The following is a 25,696-nucleotide window of genomic DNA, read 5'->3' as shown; positions in this document are numbered from 1 at the left end:
ATAGGATGAGCAGATATTCAATCGAAGAATTCGTCAGCCAGACAAAGCAGCAGGACAAAGGGGAAGGCCTGTTTGAGCTTGAAACCCCGAGGATGCTTGAAATCAACCTGACAAATCAGATCTGGGCAAAAACCGGTGCGATGGTTTCCTACAGGGGAAACATTAAGTTTGAAAGAGAAGGGATCCTGGAGCACGGTCTCGGGAAAATGTTCAAAAAGGCGCTGACGGGTGAAGGAACGTCGCTGATGAAAGCGACAGGGAATGGCAAACTCTATCTGGCAGACCAGGGAAAAAAGATATCAATCCTCAACCTTGGCGGTGAAGCGATTTTTGTGAACGGAAATGACTTGCTGGCATTCGAACCCGGCATCAGCTGGGATATCAAGCTGATGAAAAGGATTGCCGGCATGATGGCAGGAGGGCTTTTTAATGTCCGCCTTGAAGGGCGCGGCATGGTCGCAATCACATCCCATTATGAGCCGCTGACACTGCTTGTAACGCCGGATAATCCAGTGTACACAGATCCAAATGCTACTGTAGCATGGTCAGGCAGCCTTCAGCCGGAATTTGTGACAGATATATCCTTTAAAACCTTCCTTGGAAGAGGAAGCGGGGAGTCGATACAGATGAAATTCTCGGGCAATGGCTTTGTTGTCGTGCAGCCGTTTGAGGAAGTCTACTATAGCCAGCAAAGCTGATTGAATATTTCATATGAAAACGAAAATGGCTGCACCAAAGAGTGCAGCCATTTTGTCATTCTTTCTGAAAAGGAAGCTACCATTCGTATGGTGTTTCCTGGTATACATAATAGTTCAGCCAGTTTGAGAAAAGCAGATGCGCGTGGGATCTCCATTTGTTCTTTGGGGGCAGCATAGGATTGTCTTCCGGAAAATAATGCAGTGGCAGGTCTGGCACCAGCCCCCTTGCTTTGTCCCTTTCATATTCATCAGCCAGTGTTCTTGATTCATACTCCAGATGGCCGGTGACCATGATTCTTCTGCCGTCTTTTGAACTGATGATGAACGCACCGGCTTCTTCTGAAACTGACAGAAGCTTCAGGGACGGATGCCCGTTTATTTTTGCAACAGAGACGTCTGTATTCCTTGAATGGGGAGCAAGGAAATGATCATCAAATCCTCTCAGAAGCTTGACTGAAGGATCGTTTACTGTATGAGAGTATACGCCTGAGCATTTCTGAGGGAGAATCTCCTTGCCGATTCCGTAATAATGATAAAGCGCAGCCTGCGCACCCCAGCAGATATGCATGCTGGAGGTCACATTCTGTTTCGCCCAATCCATGATCCCGGTCAGCTCTTCCCAATAGTCGACTTCCTCGAAATCCAGCATCTCAATTGGCGCTCCTGTTATGATCATCCCATCGAATTTTTGATGCCTGATTTCCGGGAACGTTGTATAAAACTGCTCAAGATGCAATTCGCTCGTATTTTTTGACTCATGGGTAGCAGTCTTAAGGAATGAAATATTTACCTGCAGCGGTGTATTGCCGAGAAGCCTCAAAAGCTGTGCTTCTGTTTTTTCTTTTTCAGGCATGAGATTCAAGATGACAATATTAAGCGGACGGATGTCCTGCTGCCTTGCCCGGCTGTCATCCATGATAAAAATGTTTTCTTTCTCCAGAATCTCACGGGCAGGCAGCAGAGGCGGAATACAAATGGGCACGGGCCTTCCTCCTTGTTGGAATATTCAATTATCTAATTATAAAAGCAAACGGCATTGTCAGGCAATGCCGGGCAAAAGATTCATTATTAAAAATTCTATCACTTATTATTGGACGCGGTGGTACAATATAGAAGGAAACTTTGCATATATCGGGGGGACAAGAATGAACGTGAAACCAAAGGTAAAGTCGGATATCGAAATCGCACAGGAATCAGAACTGAAACCGATCAAAGAAATCGCAGCCGGAATCGGACTGGAAGAAGATGATTTGGAGCTTTACGGGAAGCACAAGGCCAAGCTCTCATATGAGGCAATGAAAAGGCTGCAGACAAAAGAGTCTGGAAAAGTCATTCTTGTTACAGCCATTAATCCAACTCCTGCAGGAGAAGGGAAGTCAACAGTCACTGTCGGGCTTGGTGATGCACTGACAAGACTTGGGAAGAAAACACTGATTGCGATGCGGGAACCTTCACTTGGCCCAACGATGGGCATCAAAGGGGGCGCCACTGGCGGTGGATATGCACAGGTACTGCCTATGGAGGATATCAATCTTCATTTCACAGGTGACCTCCATGCCATTACTTCAGCCAATAATGCGCTCTCTGCCTTGATTGACAACCATCTCCAGCAGGGTAATGAACTGGGCATCGACCAGCGGAGGATTGTCTGGAAGCGGGCAGTCGATTTGAATGACCGGGCCCTTAGAAAGGTGATCGTCGGCCTTGGCGGCCCAATGCAGGGAGTGCCAAGGGAAGACGGATTTGATATTACGGTGGCTTCGGAAATCATGGCCGTTTTATGCCTGGCATCCGATCTGGCAGATTTGAAGTTAAGGCTTTCCAGAATGGTCATCGCCTATAATTATCAAAAGGAACCTGTAACAGCTGGGGATTTAGGTGCAGAAGGCGCACTTGCCCTGCTTTTAAAGGATGCCATTAAGCCGAATCTGGTTCAGACGATTGAACATACACCAGCTTTGGTGCATGGAGGGCCTTTCGCCAATATCGCCCACGGCTGCAACAGCGCGGCCGCTACAACAGCTGCCTCAAAGCTGGCCGATTATGTGGTTACAGAGGCTGGGTTCGGTGCAGATCTTGGCGCGGAAAAATTCCTTCATATTAAAACAAGAAACGCGGACATTCAGCCCGAAGCTGTGGTGATTGTAGCAACAATCAGGGCACTTAAGATGCATGGCGGAGTAAAAAAGACAGATCTTGCAGAGGAAAATGCAGCTGCATTAGCAGAAGGATTCGCTAACCTGAAGAAGCATGCTGAAACGATTAAGAGCTTTGGCCTTCCATTTACTGTGGCCATCAATAAATTCGTAACCGATACAGATCTGGAAGTGAACACACTGCTTGGACTCTGTGAGAAAGAAGGCTTCCCTGCCGCCCTTACAGAAGTATGGGAAAAAGGAGGAGAAGGCGGACTGGCATTGGCGGAAACTGTTTTAAAGCTTATTGACAAAAAAGAAAGCAGCTTTGCTCCGTTATACAGCCTTTCAGATCCGCTTGAAGAGAAAATCAGGACAATCGTTCAGAAAGTATACGGAGGAGCCGACGTAGAATTTGCAGGCAAAGCTAAAAAGCAGCTTGCTGATTTTGAGACCTTTGGCTGGGGGCGTCTGCCGGTATGCATGGCCAAAACCCAGTATTCGCTGTCAGATGACCCGGCAAAGCTTGGAAGGCCAGAAGGATTCACCGTAACGGTCCGCGAGCTGAAGCCATCCATCGGTGCAGGTTTCATCGTAGCCCTTACAGGAGATGTCATGACAATGCCGGGACTTCCGAAAGCTCCTGCTGCTTTGAAAATGGATGTGGATGAGAACGGAAATGCCGTTGGCCTATTTTAAAAGGGGTGTTCTGCTTGTTTGACCCTACTGCGTATGAAAATATGAAGATCGTCATGGAAGGCCTTCTGTATGATAAGGACCTTGCCGGTGAAATCAGCATTATAGACCGCAACGAGCTGATCAATACCGCCAAGCTTTCAAGAAAATTTGAAATCACTTTTCAGGACAGGGAGTATGCCAAAGCTTCATGCACCTTTATCATGGAAGCTGCGCTCGAAAATCTTGCGGCAGAGCTGCATCCCGCCCTCCTTTCTGAAAAGCTCTCAGGCTGCAGGATCAGCATCCGATTTTCCTTCAGCCAAAGAAATGATCCGGAACAGACAGCCGGGATCGGCAAGCTGATGAAGGCCATTTGGGGAGAAAATAGAACAATCACCCAAACAGTTTCCTATGATCCCTTAAGCAAGCCGGACACTTTGCAGAATGTAACTGAAATCACTTTTGGCAGACTCATTTATGAAGACCAGATTGATGATCTTGCGCTTCTGTCCGATCATATGGCCGAATGCCTGAGGAAGCTTGAGGATGTGCTCTCTTAAACAAGTGTTTAAACTGGCATTACAGGCGGATCGTGATTACGATAAGAGCAGGAGGTGCGATGATGTCTATATATCAATTTAATGCGATGAAAGCAGATGGCTCGAATGTTCCGCTGAAGGAGTATGAGGGAGACGTGCTCCTTATAGTCAATACAGCCAGCAAATGCGGCTTTACACCACAGTTCAAGGAGCTTCAGGAAATCTATGAAAATCTGCATAGAGAAGGTCTTGAAATCCTCGGTTTTCCCTGCAATCAATTCATGAATCAGGATCCGGGCAGCAACGAGGAAATCCAGCAGTTTTGCCAGCTGAACTATGGGGTGTCATTCCCGATGTTCGCGAAGGTGGATGTGAATGGGAAAAATGCCGACCCTATTTTTCAATATTTAACAGAAGAAGCGCCTGGCATGCTTGGCATGAAGTCTGTAAAATGGAATTTCACCAAATTCCTTGTGAATAAAAAAGGAGAAGTCGTCAAGCGGTATTCTCCCAATACAAATCCAAAAGAAATCCTCGGCGATATTGAGGAAGAATTGGCAAGATAAATGCTTCCAGTCTGAAACTGGACGTGCGGAAGGCTCTGCTGAGGCAGGGCCTTTTTGTCTGTTATTTTTTCTGTTTTAAAAATTTAGAATTATCTTTACTTTGGTTCTTTTACCTAATACGATAAGAATGGGCGTGCCAAAATGTTCCACCTATGGAGAACAAGGCAAATCAAATAACTGCCTGATTGAAGGAGGAAAAAGAAGATGGACAAAGCAGGAATCATACAAATTCAATTGAGCGATAAGATGGAAGGCACGTAGTTAAGAATCGAGGAGGCAGAGACATGGAAAAAGTGATAAGTAAGATACAGGTGGTCCGCTACCAGCCGGGATTGGCGGATGCAATTGCGAAGATGTGGAATATGAGCCGGGAAAGCTGGGGCGGCGAAAACAGGGTGATGACAGGGGAGCAAGTAAAGACGAAAGAGGAAAACTCGGATAATATCGAACTGTATATCGCCCTGGATGGGGAAGAGGTCGTAGGCTATTGCGGACTTTCAGAATATAAGGAAGATGAAGGTGCGCTTTATATTCCTCTCCTGAATGTGCGGCCGGATTATCATGGCAGAAAAATCGGCAAGCTCCTTGTTCTTGAGGCACTTGAAAAGACAGTGGAGCTCGGATGGCCGCGTCTGGACCTGTATACCTGGCCAGGCAACACAAAAGCCGTTCCATTGTATAAAAAATGCGGGTTCTTTTGGGAAGACAGGGACGACTCCACTCACTTGATGAACTTCATTCCCGCTCTCCTGAATACGCCGCTTTTGAGGCCAGTTTTTGAAAAGCTGGACTGGTACAGTTCAAGCACCAGGAAAATTGAAGTGAAGCCTGATGGGAAAAACGAAAATGGCTTCACTTATTATGATTATGAGTGGGAGCATGAGGGAACTCATGCAAGAGTCCAATTTGAACGTTCAGGAAGAGGCATGCGCCTGATTGAGACAGATGAGTTCCTGGCTGAGCTGGTATTGAACGGGCAACAGCTGATTGAGGGGCGGAAGGAGTCCATTTCTTTAAGGATTTTCAATAAATCTGGAAATCCGCTTGCGGTTGAAGCAGCCGGGAAGGACAGCGGGAGGGTGAAATGCAGCTTAACAGCATCCGCAATGGTCTCTGGGGAAGAGGTCTTCACAGGAGTACTGGACATCAGAGAAGGGGACGCGCCAGACTCCTCGAAGACACACCCATCTGCAGTTGTGGATTTGTCTATAAATGGCCTGAGCTGTTCACTAAAGCTGGGCATCCTTCCTAAAAAGCCGGCTGATGTCACTGCCTCGCTTCTTGGACATCTAAGCTACCAGGGCAAACAGGCAGAGGTTGCTGTCGAGATTAAAAATAACCTTGCGGAAGAGGCAAAAGTGGAAATCCAGTTTCCGGAAACAGAGAAGCTCATTCCTGAGCAGAAAGAAATTGTGCTGAATTTAAAACCGAAAGAACGGAAAAGCTTCTTCCTTCCCGCTGCGGTAAAAAAGCATGGTTTTTCCGAACACCTTCTGCAGGTGGCTCTAACTGGCTCAAATGGAGGCCGATTCCAATTCGAAAAGAAAGCCGGCCTGGCACTGAAGGGTTTTGGCAGCCAATTTGGCGGCGAGACAGAAGATTACTGGCAAATCTTCAATGGAAACAGCCAGGTGAATATCAGAAAGCGGGACTATACTGTGAAAGCCGGCCGAAGCGGGAAAATAGATCAGCCATTTGCTTTCTTCCAGCCAAAATTGGGGAAACCCTATACCGCAGAATTCACCAAAAAGAAACCTATTTCTGCAGAGTGGTATAAAGATGGGGCAGCAGTAACCCATAAGCTGGAATTTCTTTCAGAAAATATTCCTGGAATCAAGCTTGCTATCTTTACATCCCTTTATGCAGAAGGACTTGTAAAGAGGTGGATGGAATGTGAGAATAGCAGGGAAGAGCCGGTTGAACAGCTGTATATCTCTCAGTCTATGTACCATGAGGGCCGGGAGATGGTGTTTCCGCTGGACGGGGAAGCAGTTGCGTTTTCAGATATGAAGGAGCTTCTGTATGGAGATGTCAGCTTTAGCTCTCTGTCAGGAAATTGGTATTTCGCAGGACAAGGAGGGGAACCGGTAGGGCTTGCATGGCCGGAAAGCGCCAGGGCGGTGCCGGATAATTGGCAGCTTTCGGTCGAATTCCAAACAGGTGAGATTCAGGCGAAAGACAAGGCGGTCCTCGATCCTCTTTATCTATCAATTGGGGCCTTCCAATCCTGGGAAGAATTCGAAGCATTTGCATCACACTCCCCTTCAGCTGGTAAAAAAAGTACAGCTCCTGAGAAGGAGATAAATATCACGTCTGTATTCTGCCATGATGAAAAATATGCGGCAGACCTGACTTTAACCAATCGCAGGCTCCAGCCATTCGAAGGGAAGCTCTCCATTTCAGCTGATGGCAGTGTTAAGGCTTCTGAAGAGATTATGCTTGAAGGAGGAAAAGGTTACAAAACCAGCGTTACACTGGGCGAAAAAGCAGGAATTTCTATAGTATCTGCAGTTCTTGAGGAAGGCAGCAGCTGCGAAAAGATCGATAGCATCGTCCTGAAGCCTGGTGGAGATGTGCAAATATCATCGGAAGAGGAAGCCGGATTAAAAGTGGCAAAAGCAGTAAACGGGCCAGTGGAAATCAAATCGGCTCCAGGCTTCTACCCTGGTCTGTTCTCCATCTCAGTGAACGGGAGAAAATGGCTGGACCACTCCTTCCCTTCACTGCAGGCAAAAGGCTGGTGGAATCCCTGGGGCGGAGGAATGAAAACAATTCCTTCAAAGGTGAATGTTTTCTCTATCCTGAAGGGGCAGACAGAGGCGGAGGCAGCTGCTGTTAGGGATAGTTCAGGAAATTCCTGGCAGGGACTCAAAATCACAACCAGGCTTGGGGAGCATCCTGTATGGCAGGAGCTCGTATTTTCACAATATTATCTCATGCTCCCAGGTGTACCATTGATCGCATCATTTCTCCGAATAGAGGAAGCGGGCGGCAAGCTCCTTGCTGGTGAGTATGCTGTCACGGATGCTTTCCTGAATGGCGGAAATCTTCAAGATCTTTCTGTCAGGCCGGACGGAGCAGAGGAGAATGGCATGTATACAGCAGGGAAGGACGAGAATGTTCTCTTTTTGGGGAATGGCTCTTCCATCTGCAGCACACATGCCGAAGAAAAGCTGTATATGGTGACAAACAGCATGGCTGACCATAATGAGGCATATATGAACAAAGAGGCATGCCAGCTTATATCAAGACAGCCATTCAGCGCCGGAGGGCGGGATAGCCGGACGAAACCGGTATTCATGCTTTTTGACAGCAGGGATTTATCCGGGAAGCTGCTTGACAGGCTGCAGAAAATCAGTTTCAGCAATGAGGAGACAGAATGAAAATAATAGACGCACATATGCATTTTTCACAAATTAAATCTTTTCATGAAACAGCAAGGGACCTTTCGTTTGTTGATTATTCCTATAAAGGGATCGCAGCAGAGTACCAGAATGCCGGTGTCTTGCTCGGAATCGGCATGGGCCTTGCTGAAACAGAGGGTATGGGTTTTCCGGACCATGATGCCAAAACGCCGATGATGCTGGACCTGGCTGAATCCCAGCCTGATACAATAGTGGCCTGCGCCGGCATAAATCCATTCAATATGGATTCTGAGGCGCTTGAAAGGCTGGAAGAGGTAATTCAGCGCCCGGGGACTGTCGGATTTAAAATCTACCTTGGCTATTATCCTTTTTACGCTTACGACGAAGTGTATGAACCAGTCTATAAGCTTGCTGAAAAATACAGTGTGCCGGTTGTCTTCCATACTGGCGACACTTATTCAGAAAGAGGGCTGCTGAAGTACTCACACCCTCTTGCCATAGATGAAGTGGCTGTCAGGCACCGGAATGTCAATTTCATGATGGCGCACTTCGGTGATCCCTGGACCCTGACGGGAGCCGAAATCATCTATAAAAACCCGAATGTTTTTTCAGACCTTTCGGGGCTCATAGTCGGGACAGAAGAAGACCTGAAGAGAAGGAGCGGAGGGCGTTTCCTTGACCACCTTCGCCACGCGATAGAGTTCGCAGATTCATATGATAAATTGATCTTTGGGACCGACTGGCCCTTGATCCCTATAGCTCCATATATTGAGTTTATCAAGGACCTGATCCCTGAAGAGCATCATGAAAAGGTATTTTACCAAAATGCTTTGAGACTGTTTCCAAAAATCTCGGCTTTTCTGCCGGAGGAATAACAGCGTACGGCTATCCTTTTTCCTGGGATAGCCGTTTATTAAAAAAATAGAGATACATAATCACCTTAAGGAGGAAACCTAATGGGAAGAGTGGCATGGGTTACCGACAGCACAGCATGCCTGGATGAAGAATTAGCGGCGCACCCGGATGTCTATGTTGTACCGATGACAATCATCCTGGATGGGCAGGAATATATAGAGGGGAGGACCATAAGCGCTGAAGACCTGTTCAGGCGGCTGAAGACACTTTCTTCTCCTCCAAAGACCTCACAGCCTTCTGTGGGCTCCTTTCAGGCTCTTTTTGAAAAGCTGGAAGGAAGCTATGATTCTATCGTGGCTGTCCTTGTATCGGCGAAGCTCAGCGGGACTGTTTCATCCAGCCAGCAGGCAGCACAGCTTGTGAACATACCTGTCTATACAGTCGATTCGGGTATCCTGTCCTATCCTTTGACGAGGCTGATAAAGGAAGGGGTGCTTTTGGTAGAATCAGGGATCGGAAGCAGCGAAGCAGCCCGCAGGATCGAGGAAACAGGATCCACATCGGAGACATTAGTCCTTGTCGGGAGCCTCGAACAGCTTCACCGCAGCGGCAGGATGTCAGGGCTTCAATTCTATTTTGGCAGCCTATTGAGCATTAAGCCGATCATTGCCATAAGCGGCGGGGCACTCAGCATAAAAGAAAAGGCAAGGAGCATCAGGAAGGCCAAAGAACGGATGAAGGCCATGCTGAAGGAAGCCTATGAACAGCATGGCTTCAAGGAGGTTTTCATTCTGTATGGCCTTTATGACGGAGAAGCAAAGGAGTGGATGGCCGATCTAAAGGCCAGCTTTCAGGAAATCGAGTTCAGCGCTTTCCCTCTCGGGGCCACCATCGGGGTTCATGCCGGGGAAAACACCATCGGGTTCAGCTGGTTCAACGGGTTGAAATAATTCAGTATGTGGAAAGCCTTGCATAGCAGCAAGGCTTTTTCTTTTGTATTTTTGTTCAGAAAAAGACAGATATAGCTGAGAAGAAACATCCTCCCCCTTTTCATGATAAAATAAGCATCAGCAGGAAAGAGGTGCGTTTAATGGAAAAAATAATAGCGCAGGCAGAGCGGTATGTCCGTGCTGAGCTTGGCCGGGATGCTTCAGGGCATGACTGGCATCATATAGATAGAGTCAGGAAAAATGCGTTATATATACAGAGGCAGGAGAAACGGGGAGATGCTTTTGTTATTGAAATGGCAGCCCTTTTGCATGATATACCCGACGCTAAGCTGAATGCCGATGAGGAAAAAGGATGGGACAGGCTCCGCAGCTTTTTTGCAGAGACAGGGATTGAAACTGGGCTGCAAAAGCAGCTGGAAGAGGTCATCGCCTCTGTTTCCTTCAAAGGGGGCTCCGGCATAAAAGCAGAATCACCTGAGGCAATGATTGTCCAGGATGCAGACAGGCTTGATGCCATTGGCGCAATCGGGATTGCGCGGGCATTTGCCTATGGAGGGATGAAAGGCCATCCCCTTTATGATCCGGCGCTGTCAGCCAGGGAAGAAATGACACAGGAGGAATACAGGAATGGAAAATCCTCCACAATCCATCATTTTTATGAAAAACTGCTGAAGCTCAGCAATCTTCTGAATACAGATACAGCTAAAGAGATGGCAAAACAGCGGGATGAATTTATGCAGTTATATTTAAATGAATTTTACAGGGAATGGAATGGTCAGGCATGAAGATGATTTCAATTGAAAACTTATCAAAATCTTATGGGGAAAAGCAGCTCTTCCGGGATGTTTCCTTCACGATAGCTGAAAAAGAAAGGGTAGGGCTGATCGGCGTCAACGGAACTGGAAAGTCTTCTTTGCTGAAGATCGTGGCTGGAGTGGATGTTCCGGATTCAGGGGAGATCGTATGTCCAAAAGATTATAAAGTGTCTTACTCTGAACAGAAGCCTGAGCTGGATCCGGGACTGACAGTGCTGGAGCAGGTATTTGAAGGGGATGCCCCGATATTCCGCCTTCTGAGGGAATATGAACAGGTTATGGCGGGGCTCGGAGAATCGCCTGAGGACACCGTACTTCAGGACAAGCTTTTTGGCCTTCAGAAAAGGATGGATGAGCTGGATGGCTGGGAAGCGGATGCCAGCGCAAAGGCGATTCTAAGCAAGCTCGGCATCGAGGAATACAGCAGGAAGATCGGGGAGCTTTCCGGAGGGCAGAAGAAGAGGGTTGCCCTGGCACAGGTGCTGATCCAGTCTCCGGATCTTCTTATTCTTGATGAGCCGACCAACCATCTTGATTATGAAACCGTTAAGTGGCTGGAGGATTATCTTAGCCGATTTAATGGCGCGCTCCTGCTGGTCACGCATGACCGTTATTTTCTCGACCGGGTCACAAACAGAATGTTCGAACTGGATGGAGGAAGTCTTTACAGCTATAAGGGCAATTATGCCGCTTTCCTTGAAGCGAAGGCCGTCAGGGAGGAAAACGAGGCTGCTACTATTGAAAAGCAGAAAAATCTTTTCCGCAGGGAACTGGAATGGATCAGAAGAGGTGCAAAAGCAAGAAGCACCAAGCAAAAAGCCAGGATTCAGCGCTTTGACCAGCTGGAAGACACCCTGTCTTCTGTCAAAGCATCGGAAAAGCTTGATATGGCTCTATCCGGAAGCAGGCTCGGAAAACAGGTTTTTGAGCTGAAGGATGCTTCCAAAGAGCTTGGCGGCACGGTCGTGCTTGATGATTTCAGCCTATTGGTCAAGCCTGGCGACAGAATTGGAATAATCGGGAGAAACGGGACAGGAAAATCCACGCTTCTGAATATACTAGCCGGCAAAATCCCCCTGGATTCAGGTGAGCGGATCATCGGCCAGACAGTCAAGGTAGCCTATTATACGCAGGAAAGCGAAGACATGGACGAAAACAAGAGAATGATCGAGTATTTGAAGGAGACAGCCGAGATCGTGCATACCTCTGATGGCAAAACGATTTCTGCAGCACAGATGCTCGAGCGCTTCCTTTTCCCGTCAAGCACCCATGGAACACCGATCAGGAAGCTTTCCGGCGGGGAAAAGAGAAGGCTTTATCTTCTAAAGATCCTTCTGTCAGAGCCGAATGTCCTTTTGCTGGATGAGCCGACAAATGATCTGGATACACAGACACTGACCGTGCTTGAAGACTATCTCGACGATTTTGCAGGGGTGGTCATAACTGTTTCCCATGACCGCTATTTTCTTGATAAAGTGGCAGAGCAGCTGCTCATCCTTGAAGGAGGCGGCAGAATCGGCTCTTACTATGGGAACTATACAGAGTATATTGAGAGCCAGCCGCAGCAGGCAAAGCCAAAGAGCGTGAAGCAGGAACCTAAGCCAAAGCAGGAGGCAAAGCCAAAGAAGAAGCGCATGTCTTACAATGAGCAGAGAGAGTGGGAAAGCATCGATGGAAAGATTGCCGCTGCCGAAAAGCGCCTTGAAGAAATTGCCGTTGAGATGGCAGGAACGGGCAGCGATTTCATGAAGGCAAATGAACTTCTCGAGGAAGAAGCAAGTTTAAATGAACAGCTTGAAGAGCTTATTGAAAGATGGAGCTATCTGGCCGAGCTTGCAGAAGGCTGAGGGCAAATACAGCAGAAGCAGAGGGCCGGCACCGGCCGGGCTCTGTATGTTAAGATGAAACAAAATTTATCTACTCATGAGGAGGAACCATCATTGAAAATAAAATCGATTGAGCCTACGCCAAGCCCGAATACGATGAAAATCATCCTTGATGAAGAATTGCCTATGGGCAAGAGCAATAATTATAAAAAGGACAAGACAGAAGGAGCGCCAAAAGTTGTTTTGGATATTCTTCAGGTAGAAGGAATCAAAGGGGTATATCATGTAGCAGATTTCCTCGCGGTCGAACGAAATGCAAAATTTGATTGGAAAGAGCTTCTCCCTCAGGTCCGTAAGGCATTCGGCGAGGAAGCAGAAGAATCAGGCGGTGAGGCAGCCCTGAATGAACATTATGGCGAGGTAAAAGTCCAGGTGCAAATGTACAAAGATATCCCGATGCAGATCAAGCTGACTGATGGAACTGAAGAGAAGCGCTTTGGACTGCCGGAAGCTTACGTGCAGGCAGTGCGTGAAGTTCAGCAGCCTGATGATAATGTGGTTATGAGCAGAAAGTGGAAGGAATTTGGTGTCAGGTACGGGGATATGGACCAGGTCGGGCAGGATATTCTTGAAGAATTGCTGGCAGCCTATCCTGAAAGCAGGCTGAAGAGCCTTATCGAGCAGGGAAAACATGGCGAAGCTGCAGACAGCAGGCCTGCAAGGACAAAAAGAAAGCTGGTCCCAGAGGATCTTGACAGCGATGATTGGCGGACACGCTATCAGCTGATGGAACAGATGGAAGATCCGGGGGTAGAGGATTATCCTGTCCTCGAAAAGGCGCTTGAAGACGAGAAGGCTTCGATCCGCAGGCTGGCAGCCGTTTATCTCGGGATGATCGAAGACAAAAGTGTTCTTCCATATCTATATAAAGCTTTGAAGGATAAAAGTGTAACTGTAAGGAGAACGGCGGGGGACTGTTTATCAGACCTTGGTTTTGCTGAAGCAGAGGAAGCGATGATGGATGCCCTCCAGGATCCGAGCAAGCTTGTCCGCTGGCGCGCTGCCATGTTCCTGTATGAAGAAGGTACTGAAAAGTCGCTCCCGGCTTTAAAGGATGCTGAAGAAGATCCTGAATTTGAAGTCAGCATGCAAATCAAGATGGCCATTGAACGGATTGAACAGGGTGAAGAAGCCAAGGGTTCTGTGTGGAAGCAAATGACCGAGGCCATGAACCAAAGCAGCTGACCTTTCAGCATTTGTTTATCTATGAAACGAAGGGTCCGGAACGAAAAGTTCCGGACCCTTCTTCCAATTTTTCCGGAGCTGCACTATATTGCTTTAGTGCTAACCTGCTTTTTAGCAATAAAAAATCATTAAATTTTGTGAAAATTATTGCAATTGCTGAAAAAGTCCTCTATATTGAAAAGAAAATCTTTCAGGAGGGCTTATAATTGGGAAGAGATCTTAGAATAAAAAGCCATGTAATCAGCGAGGATGAAAGGCGCGCTCCAAACCGTGCAATGCTGCGGGCAGTGGGATTTACGGATGAAGATTTCAAAAAGCCGATGATCGGCATTGCAAGCACATGGAGTGAAGTGACTCCGTGCAATATACATATCAATGAACTTGCATTCAAGGCGAAGGATGGGGCGAGGGAAGCCGGGGGAGCTCCGCTTGTATTCAATACTATTACTGTATCTGATGGAATCTCCATGGGGACAGAAGGGATGAGGTATTCCCTTCCGAGCCGTGACCTGATTGCTGATTCCATTGAAACGGTCGTTGGCGGTGAAAGCCTGGACGGCTTTGTTGCCATTGGGGGCTGCGACAAAAATATGCCGGGCTGCCTGATGGCCATTGCAAGGATGAACCTGCCTGCCGTATTTGTGTATGGAGGCACGATCAAGCCTGGCAAGCTGCAGGGACAGGATATCGATATCGTGTCTGTATTTGAAGGGGTAGGGCAGTTTAATGGCGGAGCTATTGATAAAGCTGGACTCAATGAGATTGAATGCCATGCATGTCCGGGGGCCGGCTCCTGCGGAGGAATGTACACAGCAAATACGATGGCGAGCGCTATCGAGGCACTGGGGATGAGCCTTCCGGGCAGTTCCTCCAATCCGGCAGAAACGGATGAAAAGCGCCAGGATTGCCATGAAGCGGGAAAGGCAGTCTACCGCCTTCTGGAGCAGGATATCAGGCCAAGGGATATTCTCACGAAGAAAGCGTTTGAGAATGCGATCACTGTCGTGATGGCCTTGGGCGGATCGACAAATGCCATCCTCCATTTGATGGCTATCGCCCACTCTGCTGAAGTGGACCTGTCACTTGAGGACTTCAACCGCCTCCAGAAAACCGTTCCCCATATCGCCGATTTAAAGCCGAGCGGAAAATATGTCATGCAGAACCTGCATGAAGCCGGTGGGGTGAGTGCAGTAATGAAGATGTTATTAAGGGAAGGGCTTCTTCACGGAGATTGCCTGACTGTTACAGGGAAGACGCTCGCTGAAAATCTGGAAGAGGCAGAAGACTTGAAAGCCGGCCAAAAGGTCATCTACCCGCTCAGCGCTCCTCTGAGGGAAAACGGGCCGCTCGTAGTCCTGAAAGGCAATCTTGCCCCGGAAGGCGCTGTAGCGAAGGTATCAGGACTGAAGGTCACCAGGCACACAGGGCCTGCCAAAGTGTTTGATGATGAGGAGTCTGCTACAGATGCTGTCCTGAGGGGTGACATTCAGGCCGGTGATGTATTGGTTATCAGGTATGAAGGGCCGAAAGGAGGGCCTGGCATGCCTGAAATGCTTTCCATTTCCGGAATACTTGTAGGAAAAGGGCTCGGAGAAAGCGTAGCATTGCTGACAGACGGGCGCTTTTCTGGGGGGACTCACGGCCTTGTGGTAGGACATATCGCTCCGGAAGCACAGGTTGGCGGCCCGATTGCCCTAATACAGACAGGTGATATGATTACTATTGACAGCAACGAGCAGACACTTGAAGTAGATGTATCATCTGCTGAGCTCGATGAGCGTAAGAAATCGTGGAATCCGCCGCCGCTTTTAACCCGCGGAGCCCTTGCTAAATATACAAGGCTTGTTTCATCCGCCTCCAGGGGGGCTGTCACTGACCATTTTGAGGAAGAGCACGCAGCCAGGCCGCTTAAAGTATAGAATGCCGTCCGATTGCAAATCGAGCTGAAATTATAGTATGCTATCATTGCAAACGTTTAAAGGAGGCAATCAAACATGTCTATGGCATATGAAGAATATATGAGGCAGATGGTAAAGCCGATGCGTGCAGAGCTTACACGCGCAGGCTTCAATGAGCTGCTGACTGAAGAAGAAGTTGAACAGTTTATGGAAAAAAACACAGAGGGGACGACACTTGTTGTTGTTAACTCTGTCTGTGGATGTGCTGCCGGACTGGCTCGCCCTGCTGCAACGCAGGCTGTCATGCACGCTGAAAAGAAGCCTGATAACCTTGTGACTGTATTTGCCGGCCAGGATAAAGAAGCAACTGCAAAGATGCGCGAATATTTTGAGGGGATCGAACCTTCTTCCCCAAGCATGGCTTTAATGAAGGGGAAGGAAGTTGTACACTTTATCCCGCGCCATGATATTGAAGGCTTCCCGATGGAAACCATCATGGAAAATCTTCTGGGTGCATTTGAAGAAAACTGCTGAAGCAGCACAGGAAAGGATGCCTTAAAAGGCATCCTTTCGCATTTTTTGCATTTTCTCAAAGCGGAAACACGATTTGCTGTACAATTATTATTATTATTTTACTCAGGAAGGTAGAAACGATGTTTGTAACTACAGCAGGCAGGACAACCCCTGGCATGGTACAGGAGGCGAAAGAAGCGGCAGCTGAACTGGGAGTCCCTTTTCATCCGCGAAAGAGCCTCTCTGTCTCTTCACTCCAGGAGCAGTGGCGGGATGATTGCATTGTATATGGCAAAAACAGACTTGAATTATTTCTATACGGTGAAAATTCACCGTATTTCTTTCATCCGAATTCTGCAGCATTCAGGATAAAAAGGCTGATGAGAGGCGAACCTGATCCCTTTTTGGAAGCGGCGAGAATCGAGCCCGGGGACACAGTGGCGGACTGCACGCTCGGCCTAGCTTCAGACAGCATCATCGCAAGCTATGCAGCAGGTCCATCGGGGAAGGTGACCGGTGTGGAAGGGAACCCCTTCCTTGCATTTCTTGCTGAAAAGGGGCTGAAATCCTGGAAGTCAGGGGTCCGGGAAATGGATGAGGCAATGGCCAGAATCGAGGTTGTCAGCGCTCTCTCCCTTGACTTTTTGAAGGGCATGCCAGATCAATCTGCTGATATTGTTTATTTTGATCCAATGTTCGAGGAAAAGCTCCTGGACTCTGACGGAATCAAGGAATTAGCGAAATTTGCTATATACGGGCTATCTGAAGAGCTGGTTGAAGAAGCAAAAAGAGTGGCCCGCAAAAGAATCGTCATGAAAGACCATTTCCGGAGCGAAAGATTTGGCTTGTTCGGCTTTGATGTCTTCAGGCGAAAGTCTTCAAAATTTCACTTTGGGGTCCTGAAAAAAAATATGAGCAGGCATAATTAAAAGCGCCGGGATTTCCGCCCAGCGCTTTTTTTCGTGCCCGTTAATCCGTAATTGTCAGGAATACAAAGTATCCCAGCGTCAGCATGCATACAGCTACAAAAACAATTTCCCAATCCATTATTCTCCTCCTCAGACTATGTATTCATTTACCGTTAGTCTTATATCATTCCCAATATTTTCTCTCTTTAATCGCTTTTTTCTAGGAAACTTTCTTTTTTTTCAAAAATTTTTCTCCCGACTTTTTCTTTTTCCCTAAAAAAAGAGTATAATATTTTCTAAGTAAGCATCAGGCTTCAAAGAATGCTGGAGGGTTCTAGTATGAAGATTTCCATGGCAGAGAGAATGGATGCATTTGGGGAAAGTGTATTTGCAGAATTATCCCGTCTGAAGAAAGCGAAGATCTCAGCAGGTGAAGATGTGATTGATCTGAGCATCGGCAGCCCTGACCTCCCGCCTCCGTTATTTATCAGAGAGGCGATTGCTGAGGGGGCGCTGGACAGCACCCAGTACGGCTACTCCCTTGCAGGGACAGAAAGCTTCTGCAATGCAGTCAGCTCCTATTACCGGAAGAATCACGATGTATACATAGATCCCAAGGAACAATGCTCTCTCCTTATGGGCTCCCAGGATGGTCTCGTCCATCTCCCGCTTGCTTTATGCAGCCCGGGCGATTATATACTGATGCCCGATCCTGGATATACCGCATATGCAGCGGGTGCCGCCCTTGCAGGGGCAAAGATATATCCAATGCCTCTCATGAAAGAAAAGCAGTTTCTCCCGGATTTCTCCGAAATACCGGAAGAAATAAGGAAAAAGGCGAGACTGATGATCTTGAACTTTCCCGGCAATCCTGTGCCCGGCCTTGCGAATGAAGCATTTTTCAGGGAGGCAATAGAGTTTGCCAAAAAATACGAGATTGTCATATTGCATGATTTTGCATACTCTGAGCTCTATTTTGAAGAAAAACCGGTAAGCTTTTTAGCTGTCGAAGGCGCATTTGAAACAGGGATAGAAATGAATTCCCTTTCTAAGAGCTTCAACATGGCAGGCTGCCGGATTGCCTACGCAGCTGGAAATGAAGACATCATCCGCATGATCTCAGACCTGAAATCCCATCTGGATTACGGTGTATTCCATCCCATCCAGACCGCGGCTGCCAGGGCTCTTGCAGATCAGTCGAATTTCCTGGCCGAATCAAGAGAGGTCTACAGGAAGCGAAGAGACGCCCTTGTAGAAAGCCTTCGTGAGGCAGACTGGGATGTTGACAGCCCGAAAGGTTCAATGTTCGTATGGGCAGAAATTCCAAACGGCATCAGCTCCAGGGAGTTCAGCATCAACATGCTCGAGGAAGCTGGAGTGGCTGTTACACCGGGAAGCGCGTTCGGTGAAGCCGGCGAGGGATTCGTACGGATTGCACTCGTGCAGCCTGAAGACAGGCTCCGGCAGGCCGCTCAGAAAATAAGCTCTTCCGGCATATTAAAAAAGGAATCTATCTTTTGAAAATAGTCTTCTATTGAGGAGGGATAAAAATGCCTAAGTGGCTGCGCAAATCGTTTGTGGTAATGGTAACCATTCTTACCTTCGGGCTGGTTACACCTTCACAGGCATTTCTGTATGATAATGCAAATCAGGACAGGTCTCCAAAGCGTGATATCCTGGAGGCCCAGGCCGAGGAATTGGAACTTGCTTCGCCTGAAGAGGATGAGGCATCGATCAGGCAAAGGTTTGTCCAGACTGCTGTCCAGGAGGCGGAGAACCAGTCTTATATTAAGTTTGGGGAAAAGATTAAACCCGTCATTGAAGATGAGTTCCGCGAAGTCATCCTGCCGAATATTGAAAAAGCAGTGGAGGAAACAGCAGCAAGGATACCGGGGAGCGACCTGGGCAATCTGGAAATCACCGAATGGCCAGGCGGGGGGAATTCAGAAAAAATCTTCCATATTGTCAACCGGCAGTCCAATGAAGATGTCCTTCGTTTTCATGTCAGGAGGGACCATCCGCCCCAGGAGGGATACTGGTTCAACTTCCACTACCATACCTCAGAGGATGCCTTCCAAAAGCATCATGAGCTGGGCTCCATCTACTGGAATAAAAATACTCCGCCAAAATGGCTGAGCTGAGATTTGAAATGTAAGCAAAAGTATGAAAAAATATGCTTGTAGTTTTGAAACTTTTTAAAGATTGAAACGTAAGCATACTATCACAATAATTGGAGGTAGAAAAAATGGCAGTAAGTTTATCAAAAGGACAGAAGGTAGATTTGACAAAATCCAATCCGGGCCTCACAAATGTAATTGTAGGGGTAGGCTGGGATACAAATAAGTATGATGGAGGAGCAGACTTTGACCTGGATTCCTCGGTTTTCCTTCTTGGGGAAAATGGCAAGGTTACTTCCGAAGCGGATTTTGTATTCTATAACAACACAACAGGCGGAAACGGCTCTGTCGTACATACCGGAGATAACCGGACAGGCGAAGGAGAAGGCGATGATGAGCAGGTAAAGGTTGAGCTCGGTGCTGTACCGGCAAATGTCCAGCGCATTACTTTCACCATCACGATCCATGATGGCGAGGCGCGCAGCCAGAACTTCGGACAGGTTTCCAATTCTTATGTCCGCATCCTTAACGGTGAAACAAATGAAGAGCTGATCCGCTATGACCTTGGAGAAGACTTCTCCATCGAGACAGCACTTGTTGTAGGCGAACTGTACAGGCACGGCGGAGAGTGGAAATTCAGCGCGATCGGGTCCGGCTATCAGGGCGGCCTTGGTGCACTTGCAACTGACTTTGGCCTGCAGATTGGATAATCCCTTTTTTATTATTGATTACCGAGACTCGGCTCTGCCGGGTCTTTCGTTAGCACTTATATAAGGTAATGGAGGAACTTCAGGAGATGACAATTATTCAAGGTTTTATAGATACATATGCCGCATTCTTTGACTGGCAGATGTGGGCCGAGGTCCTGACTGACCCGGTAAGCTGGGGTCTTATTGGAACCCTGGTCATTTTAGAGGGGCTGCTGTCAGCCGACAATGCGCTGGTTTTGGCTGTTATGGTAAAGCACCTTCCGCCTGAAAAGCGCAAAAAGGCACTTTTCTACGGATTGCTGGGGGCTTACCTTTTCCGTTTCATTGCAATCGGGATTGGGGTATTCCTGATTAAGCTGTGGTGGGTAAAGATTTTGGGAGCCGGCTACCTCGCATGGCTTGCAATTAAATATTTCATTGATAAGAAGAAAGGCGTCGGCGATGATGAGGAGCTTGAAGGCCTTAATCAAAGCGGTTTGCTGATCCGCCTGTTTGGTACCTTCTGGGGAACAGTAGCAGCGGTAGAACTTATGGATATAGCTTTCTCAGTTGACAGCGTCCTGGCGGCATTTGGAGTCAGTGATCAAATCTGGGTCCTTCTTCTTGGAGGGATGCTTGGTGTTCTGATGATGCGTGGCGTAGCAGGAGTTTTCCTTAAGCTGATCGATAAAGTGCCTGAGCTTGAAACAAGCGCATATGTGCTGATTCTGCTCATTGCTGTGAAGATGCTTCTTGGCGTATTCCATATCCACATTGAACATATCTATTTCTTCCTCCTGCTGATTGTGGTCTTCGGTGCGACTTTCATCGTCCACTTTAAGAATAAGAAGAAGGCTGAGCAGGGCCAGAAAAGCAACTGACAGATGTATAGAAACTCGGAAAGGGAACTGACAATTGTCCGCTCCTTTTCTTTTTATCCTTTTTTGGCAGTTTGAAAGTTTCATAGATTGGGACAAGTATGCTTAGGGGATGCTTGATAAACCTTTGCAGCCAAGTGCTTCCCTCTTTTACTATGTATTGGATAGGAGAATTTAAATGAAATTATTTGCTGATTTGGAAGCCCGGGAGATTGACAGGCTCTTTTATAAAAAACCAGGGTCTTTCTCTAAACGTTCCCCAAAAGAGCTTTTGTCCTATTGCTTAGGCGCAACACTTTATATGCCAGCAACAAGGCCCAATATTCATCAGGATCTGCTTTCAAAGAAGCATTCAGGCCTTACTTCCATGGTGATCTGCCTGGAAGATGCCATTGGCGATTCAGAAGTGGAGCAGGCCGAAGAAAGCCTGCTGGCAGAGCTTAAGCTCCTTCATCAAGAGCTGGGGAAAGGATATTTCCAGGAGGACGATCTGCCGCTTATTTTTATAAGAATCCGCAGCCATGGACAGCTGGTGAGGCTGTTTTCCAGGATGGGCCAGGAGATAAGCATGCTGACAGGAGTTGTCATTCCTAAATTTGACCCTGTGGAAGGTGCAGAATCACTGGCAGAAATCAGCCGCAGGAATAGAGAAGGCCACGTCCTATATGCAATGCCGATTCTGGAAACGAAGGAAATCATCCAGAAAGAAACAAGAGTTGGTGAGCTTCTGGACATAAAAGCACTTCTTGAACAATACAGGGATATTGTCCTAAATGTCAGGATAGGTGCGACCGATTTTTCCGGCCTGTACGGCATCAGGAGGAATTCGGATAACACTGTTTATGATATTGCGGTCATACGGGACTGTATTGCTGATATCATAAATGTATTTGTGCGTGCCGACAGCCATTTCACGGTTTCTGGGCCGGTCTGGGAATACTTTTCCTCTAAGGACAGAATGCTTAAGCCTCAGCTGAGGCAGACGCCCTTCCTGGAGAAGTACGGGGAAGCAGGCATCAGGATGAGGACGGGGCTGATCGATAAGCATATGGACGGCCTGATCCGTGAAATTATGATGGATATTGCCAATGGCCTGACAGGAAAGACAATCATCCATCCTACCCATATAAGGCCGGTGCAGGCTTTGAATGCCGTTACCCTCGAAGAGTACGAGGATGCGAGGAATATTGCCGCCGGCGCGGGAGGCAGCATTGGCGTCATGAAGAGCGTTTATTCAAACAAAATGAATGAAATTAAGCCGCATTTATATTGGGCGCAGAAGATCTTATTGAAATCTGAAATTTACGGGGTGCTTCATGAAGAATACTCATACATTGACCTGCTCGAAAAAGAAGTATTTGCTTCCAGTTATTGAGGGGCTGAACGTTGAACTTGATATAACTGAAAATCCATATAACATACCAGTTGATCATTTTTTTACAATGGCTGCCCGCATCAACAAGAAGAGGTCATTCCTTTTTGTGAGCAAACTGCTGGGGAAGCATCTGCCTATCCATCCGGAAAAGGGTCTGATCACTGGGGAGCTCCTGGCTGCACGGTATGCCGAATTAAAGGAAGGCAGGGCGCTGCCTGAAACAGAAGAGATTCTGGCAGCCTTTTTGCAGGAATCGGCAGGAAGCAGGCCGTCCATCCCCTTTATTGATAAAAAATATAATCCTGTGATCATCGGGTTTGCAGAGACTGCAACCGCGCTTGGGCACAGCTTTTATAATGCCTTTAAGGCAGCAGGGTATTTTCATACCACAAGAGAAATACTTCCTGAAGCGGTCTCCATAATAGACTTTGAGGAAGAGCATTCTCATGCAACCTCCCACCGCTGTTATACGGACAGGGAGCTTCTTGACAACCAGCGTGAAATTATCCTGGTCGATGATGAAATGACCACAGGCAAAACGGCAGTCAATATCATTAGATCCATCCAGGCAGAATTCCCGAGAAGTGAATATACTGTTGCTTCGATATTGGACTGGCGTTCACAGGAAAATCTGGCAGCATTCCAGGCGCTTGAAAAAGAACTCGGAATCACTATCAGCAGTGTAAGCCTCTTAAAAGGGGAAATGCAGGCTGCAGGAGAACCTGTCATCCATACGAAGATAGAAGACAGAAAGCTGGATGCAGACGGGTACAGCATAAGTTACATCAATCTGAGGGAATCGGGGCTTTCTTTTGAAAAAGCAGGGAGTTCTTCGGTTACGCTTGGAGGCGTGATCCGCAATATCCCCTACCTCAAAGGTACAGGCAGATTTGGGCTCCAAAAGGGCGCGGATGAGCCTGAAAAGGAGCTGGAGGCTGCAGCCGCCCTCCTGGCTAAAATCAGAAAAGGAGAAAAAACTCTCGTCCTGGGAACAGGAGAGTTCATGTACATCCCTATGAAAGTGGCATCGCATATGGGGGAAGAGGTCTTTTTTCAGTCCACTACACGAAGCCCTGTCCATGTTCTGGACCGCGAAGGGTACGGGGCAAGGGAAGGACTGTCATTTCCCAACCCTGAGGATACTGATATCAGGCAATTTGTCTATAATATCACTCCTGGATTTTATGATGAACTCTTTGTCCTCTTTGAACGGGAACCGGATCGGGAAGCACTTGCCCCATTGCTGGAGGAACTGAAGAGAACAGAGATCAAGGATATAAAAATCGTTTATTTTAATGGAGGGTACAACAATGGCTGAAACAGCAGCAGCAGCTTTTGGCTCTTACAGTACGGAAGATGTCATCTTTCTGCTGAAGGACCTCAGTGCATACGAACTGGAAGGGGCAACTGAAAACAGGGAAAAAAAGATTCAATCAGGCCAGCATTACAGCGAGACGCTTCCAATTGAGTACACCCCTCCAGCCCATTATTTAGAGCTGTTCTGGAAAACGCTTGAAGACTATAAGGAAAAGGTGGCGCTTTGCACAGCGGTAACCGCGGAAAAGCTGCTCAGCAGAAAAGGAGACAAGATTGTCCTAGTTTCCCTTGCAAGGGCAGGCACTCCGGTCGGGATCCTGATGAAGCGGTATATAGAGCATGTATACGGGACAACCCTTCCCCATTACAGTATCTCCATCATCCGGGACAGGGGAATTGATGAGAATGCCCTGAAATACATAATAGAAAAGCATCCTGGCTGCAAGATCCAGTTTGTGGACGGCTGGACAGGCAAGGGGGCTATCTCGATTGAATTGTCAAAAGCATGCAGCTGCATGAATGAAAAATATGGCTGGGATCTTGATGACACCCTTGCTGTCCTCGCAGATCCAGGCTATTGCACCAGCCTGTATGGGACAAGGGAAGACTTTTTGATTCCAAGCGCCTGCCTGAATTCGACTGTTTCCGGTCTTGTCAGCAGGACGGTCCTCAATGATTTAATCGGGCCAGAAGATTTCCATGGTGCAAAATATTATCGCAGTCTTGCAGAAGCAGATGTTTCCAATGAATATATCAGCATAATACAAGCACAATTTGATTCGGTTGTGGAAGAGGCGAAAAAACTCTGTGAAGGCTATTCTGCCGACGCTGAATCCGAACCTGATTTCAGGGGGATGGAGGAAGTACTGGCAATCAAAGAAGAATATGCAATTGAAAGCACGAATTTTGTTAAGCCCGGCGTTGGTGAAACAACACGCGTACTGTTAAGGAGAGTGCCCTGGAAAATTCTGATGAGGGACCCTGAAAGCCCTTATGTCAGGCATATTAAACTGCTTGCTGAAGAACGCGGGGTGGAGATCGTCCGGTATCCTGGCATGAGCTATACATGCTGCGGACTGATCAAAAAGGTTGGCGGCCATTCATGAATATGTTTGCAACAGATCTTGACAGGACTATGATTTATTCAAACAGAGCACTTGAAGATCTTGGCTGTGAGGAAGATCTCCAATTGTCAGCCGCCGAAATGAAGGAAGGGCAGCCTGCTGCATTCATGACTGCAAGGTCGCTTGTCCTGCTAACGGAGCTTGCAGAGGAGGCACTCGTTGTGCCTGTCACGACCAGGACATATGAACAGTATAAAAGAGTAGGGATATTTGGAAGAGATATCCCTGTCTCCTATGAGGTCACTTCAAATGGAGCTCAAATCCATTTTAAGGGAAAACTGCTGGCAGAGTGGACAGAGCTGGTAGATAAGCGGCTTAAAGAGGAATGTGCTCTTCAGGAGGAAATAGCTGAGTTTGCTGCAGGATGCAAATTTTCCGGAACACTGAAAAAGGCGGGAGATTCCTTTTTTTACTATATCCTTGAGGAGCGCATCAGCCTACAGGAAAAGAAAAAGCTGGAAGATGATGTCCGCCGTCTGGGATGGCGGATATCTCTGCAAGGCAGGAAGCTTTATTTTATGCCGATTCCTGTTTGCAAGGGAGAGGCGGTTAAATTCATCAGCAAAAGAGAGGGAGCAGGAATTCTTGCCGGTGCGGGAGATTCCCTCCTTGATTACGATTTCCTGAAGGTCTGCCAGCATGCATTTGTCCCTGATCATGGAGAGCTTTCTATGGAGATGCCTCAAGGATTCAGCTGCAATTTTTCTGAGAACAGGGGTATACTTGCCGGAGAAGAAATCCTCCTGAAGGCTTACCGGCTGCTTCTTGGCCGGGAAGCTGCCGTCAGCGGAAATCCTGCCCGCGGCCGGAATGCCCTTTCATAAAGAAATGAAGCAATAGCAGGAGCAAAGCCCCAAATGCATAAAAAGCAAGAAAAATCGCAAGCGCATAAGGCGGCGAGTGGTGAAGCGGATACGTCATGATGGCGAGCATAGCTGACCATAGCAGGAGGTCAATGAATTGGTAAGCGCCGGAAGTCATGATCTGGCGGACAGCCTCCAGTTCGTTCCTGCAGCTTTCATATGGGGGCCTTTTAATCAGGAAGCGCAAGGGATCACCTTCTTTAATTATTTGTACTCAACTATATGCAGGGATAAGCCCTTTGGTGATTGTGCCGGAGAAGAGTGAATATAACTTGTTTTGATGTTATTGAAACTTTTTTCAGCCTGATCCGTATATTCTAATACAGCTAAAAGCCAGTGCTG

23 protein-coding genes are annotated in these 25,696 nt (G+C 47.6%); 21 read left to right on the top strand and 2 right to left on the bottom strand.

Features of this window, described 5'->3' with window-relative positions; all coding sequences use genetic code 11:
• The first annotated feature begins 5 nt into the window (after positions 1 to 5).
• On the top strand, positions 6 to 698 hold the full coding sequence (locus tag ACQCVH_RS21300) for an AIM24 family protein (RefSeq protein ID WP_009791608.1): 693 nt from the start codon (positions 6 to 8) through the stop codon (positions 696 to 698).
• 76 nt (positions 699 to 774) lie between these two features.
• On the opposite strand, the gene metA is transcribed toward ACQCVH_RS21300, so the two are convergent.
• The gene (gene metA / locus ACQCVH_RS21295; protein ID WP_426837592.1) at positions 775 to 1,680 is read right to left on the bottom strand and encodes a homoserine O-acetyltransferase MetA; all 906 of its coding nucleotides are present in this window, start codon (positions 1,678 to 1,680) and stop codon (positions 775 to 777) included.
• A 163-nt stretch (positions 1,681 to 1,843) separates the two neighbouring features.
• Here metA and ACQCVH_RS21290 point away from each other — a divergent pair, with 163 nt between their 5' ends.
• The 20 genes from ACQCVH_RS21290 to ACQCVH_RS21195 all read left to right on the top strand — a co-directional run bounded on the left by ACQCVH_RS21290 (position 1,844) and on the right by ACQCVH_RS21195 (position 25,315).
• Positions 1,844 to 3,532 carry a formate--tetrahydrofolate ligase gene (locus ACQCVH_RS21290; RefSeq protein WP_426837591.1) on the top strand — a complete coding sequence of 563 codons (1,689 nt, stop codon included), beginning with the start codon at positions 1,844 to 1,846 and terminating at the stop codon, positions 3,530 to 3,532.
• A 14-nt stretch (positions 3,533 to 3,546) separates the two neighbouring features.
• Positions 3,547 to 4,071, top strand: a complete 525-nt coding sequence (locus ACQCVH_RS21285; RefSeq protein WP_426837590.1) for a hypothetical protein — start codon at positions 3,547 to 3,549, stop codon at positions 4,069 to 4,071.
• Positions 4,072 to 4,133: 62 nt separating this feature from the next.
• On the top strand, positions 4,134 to 4,616 hold the full coding sequence (locus ACQCVH_RS21280; protein ID WP_426837589.1) for a glutathione peroxidase: 483 nt from the start codon (positions 4,134 to 4,136) through the stop codon (positions 4,614 to 4,616).
• Between the two features lie 284 nt (positions 4,617 to 4,900).
• Positions 4,901 to 7,999, top strand: coding sequence for a GNAT family N-acetyltransferase (locus tag ACQCVH_RS21275; RefSeq protein ID WP_426837588.1), 3,099 nt, complete (start codon positions 4,901 to 4,903; stop codon positions 7,997 to 7,999).
• The gene (locus ACQCVH_RS21270; protein WP_426837587.1) at positions 7,996 to 8,856 is read left to right on the top strand and encodes an amidohydrolase family protein; all 861 of its coding nucleotides are present in this window, start codon (positions 7,996 to 7,998) and stop codon (positions 8,854 to 8,856) included. The genes ACQCVH_RS21275 and ACQCVH_RS21270 overlap by 4 nt, the downstream gene beginning before the upstream one ends.
• Before the next feature lie 81 nt (positions 8,857 to 8,937).
• Complete coding sequence (locus tag ACQCVH_RS21265) at positions 8,938 to 9,786, top strand: DegV family protein (protein WP_426837586.1); 849 nt, start codon at positions 8,938 to 8,940, stop codon at positions 9,784 to 9,786.
• A gap of 140 nt (positions 9,787 to 9,926) precedes the next feature.
• Positions 9,927 to 10,571, top strand: a complete 645-nt coding sequence (locus ACQCVH_RS21260) for an HD domain-containing protein (RefSeq protein WP_426837585.1) — start codon at positions 9,927 to 9,929, stop codon at positions 10,569 to 10,571.
• Positions 10,568 to 12,448 carry an ABC-F family ATP-binding cassette domain-containing protein gene (locus ACQCVH_RS21255; protein ID WP_426837584.1) on the top strand — a complete coding sequence of 627 codons (1,881 nt, stop codon included), beginning with the start codon at positions 10,568 to 10,570 and terminating at the stop codon, positions 12,446 to 12,448. Before ACQCVH_RS21260 ends, ACQCVH_RS21255 begins: the two co-directional genes overlap by 4 nt.
• A 93-nt stretch (positions 12,449 to 12,541) precedes the next feature.
• Positions 12,542 to 13,672 (top strand): conserved virulence factor C family protein, encoded by a 1,131-nt coding sequence (locus ACQCVH_RS21250; RefSeq protein WP_426837583.1) that lies wholly within the window; start codon positions 12,542 to 12,544, stop codon positions 13,670 to 13,672.
• 206 nt (positions 13,673 to 13,878) lie between these two features.
• Positions 13,879 to 15,591 (top strand): dihydroxy-acid dehydratase, encoded by a 1,713-nt coding sequence (gene ilvD, locus ACQCVH_RS21245; RefSeq protein ID WP_426837582.1) that lies wholly within the window; start codon positions 13,879 to 13,881, stop codon positions 15,589 to 15,591.
• Positions 15,592 to 15,666: 75 nt separating this feature from the next.
• Complete coding sequence (locus tag ACQCVH_RS21240) at positions 15,667 to 16,104, top strand: BrxA/BrxB family bacilliredoxin (RefSeq protein WP_426837581.1); 438 nt, start codon at positions 15,667 to 15,669, stop codon at positions 16,102 to 16,104.
• A gap of 119 nt (positions 16,105 to 16,223) precedes the next feature.
• Entirely contained in the window at positions 16,224 to 17,012 is a 789-nt protein-coding gene (locus ACQCVH_RS21235) for a class I SAM-dependent methyltransferase (RefSeq protein ID WP_426837580.1), read from the top strand.
• 318 nt (positions 17,013 to 17,330) lie between these two features.
• Positions 17,331 to 18,512: an LL-diaminopimelate aminotransferase gene (locus ACQCVH_RS21230; RefSeq protein ID WP_426837579.1), complete on the top strand. Its 1,182-nt coding sequence runs from the start codon at positions 17,331 to 17,333 to the stop codon at positions 18,510 to 18,512.
• 29 nt (positions 18,513 to 18,541) lie between these two features.
• The gene (locus ACQCVH_RS21225; protein ID WP_426837578.1) at positions 18,542 to 19,132 is read left to right on the top strand and encodes a YpjP family protein; all 591 of its coding nucleotides are present in this window, start codon (positions 18,542 to 18,544) and stop codon (positions 19,130 to 19,132) included.
• A 104-nt stretch (positions 19,133 to 19,236) separates the two neighbouring features.
• On the top strand, positions 19,237 to 19,818 hold the full coding sequence (locus ACQCVH_RS21220) for a TerD family protein (protein ID WP_148974352.1): 582 nt from the start codon (positions 19,237 to 19,239) through the stop codon (positions 19,816 to 19,818).
• 86 nt (positions 19,819 to 19,904) lie between these two features.
• The gene (locus ACQCVH_RS21215) at positions 19,905 to 20,678 is read left to right on the top strand and encodes a TerC family protein (protein ID WP_426837577.1); all 774 of its coding nucleotides are present in this window, start codon (positions 19,905 to 19,907) and stop codon (positions 20,676 to 20,678) included.
• A gap of 175 nt (positions 20,679 to 20,853) precedes the next feature.
• Positions 20,854 to 22,050, top strand: a complete 1,197-nt coding sequence (locus ACQCVH_RS21210; RefSeq protein ID WP_426837576.1) for an HpcH/HpaI aldolase/citrate lyase family protein — start codon at positions 20,854 to 20,856, stop codon at positions 22,048 to 22,050.
• Positions 21,992 to 23,368, top strand: a complete 1,377-nt coding sequence (locus tag ACQCVH_RS21205) for a phosphoribosyltransferase family protein (RefSeq protein WP_426837575.1) — start codon at positions 21,992 to 21,994, stop codon at positions 23,366 to 23,368. Before ACQCVH_RS21210 ends, ACQCVH_RS21205 begins: the two co-directional genes overlap by 59 nt.
• A complete protein-coding gene (locus ACQCVH_RS21200) occupies positions 23,361 to 24,473 on the top strand; it encodes a cysteine protease StiP family protein (RefSeq protein WP_426837574.1) in 1,113 nt (370 codons plus the stop codon). The genes ACQCVH_RS21205 and ACQCVH_RS21200 overlap by 8 nt, the downstream gene beginning before the upstream one ends.
• Positions 24,470 to 25,315: a hypothetical protein gene (locus ACQCVH_RS21195; protein ID WP_426837573.1), complete on the top strand. Its 846-nt coding sequence runs from the start codon at positions 24,470 to 24,472 to the stop codon at positions 25,313 to 25,315. Before ACQCVH_RS21200 ends, ACQCVH_RS21195 begins: the two co-directional genes overlap by 4 nt.
• On the opposite strand, the gene ACQCVH_RS21190 is transcribed toward ACQCVH_RS21195, so the two are convergent.
• Entirely contained in the window at positions 25,275 to 25,541 is a 267-nt protein-coding gene (locus tag ACQCVH_RS21190) for a hypothetical protein (protein WP_426837572.1), read from the bottom strand. The two genes, ACQCVH_RS21195 and ACQCVH_RS21190, sit on opposite strands and share 41 nt — an antisense overlap.
• Positions 25,542 to 25,696: the final 155 nt, after the last annotated feature.

Origin of the sequence: Bacillus infantis (assembly GCF_050107595.1) — a bacterium.
Lineage (GTDB): Bacteria > Bacillota > Bacilli > Bacillales > Cytobacillaceae > Bacillus_AB > Bacillus_AB infantis_C.
This window is presented reverse-complemented; position numbering and strand designations above follow the sequence as displayed.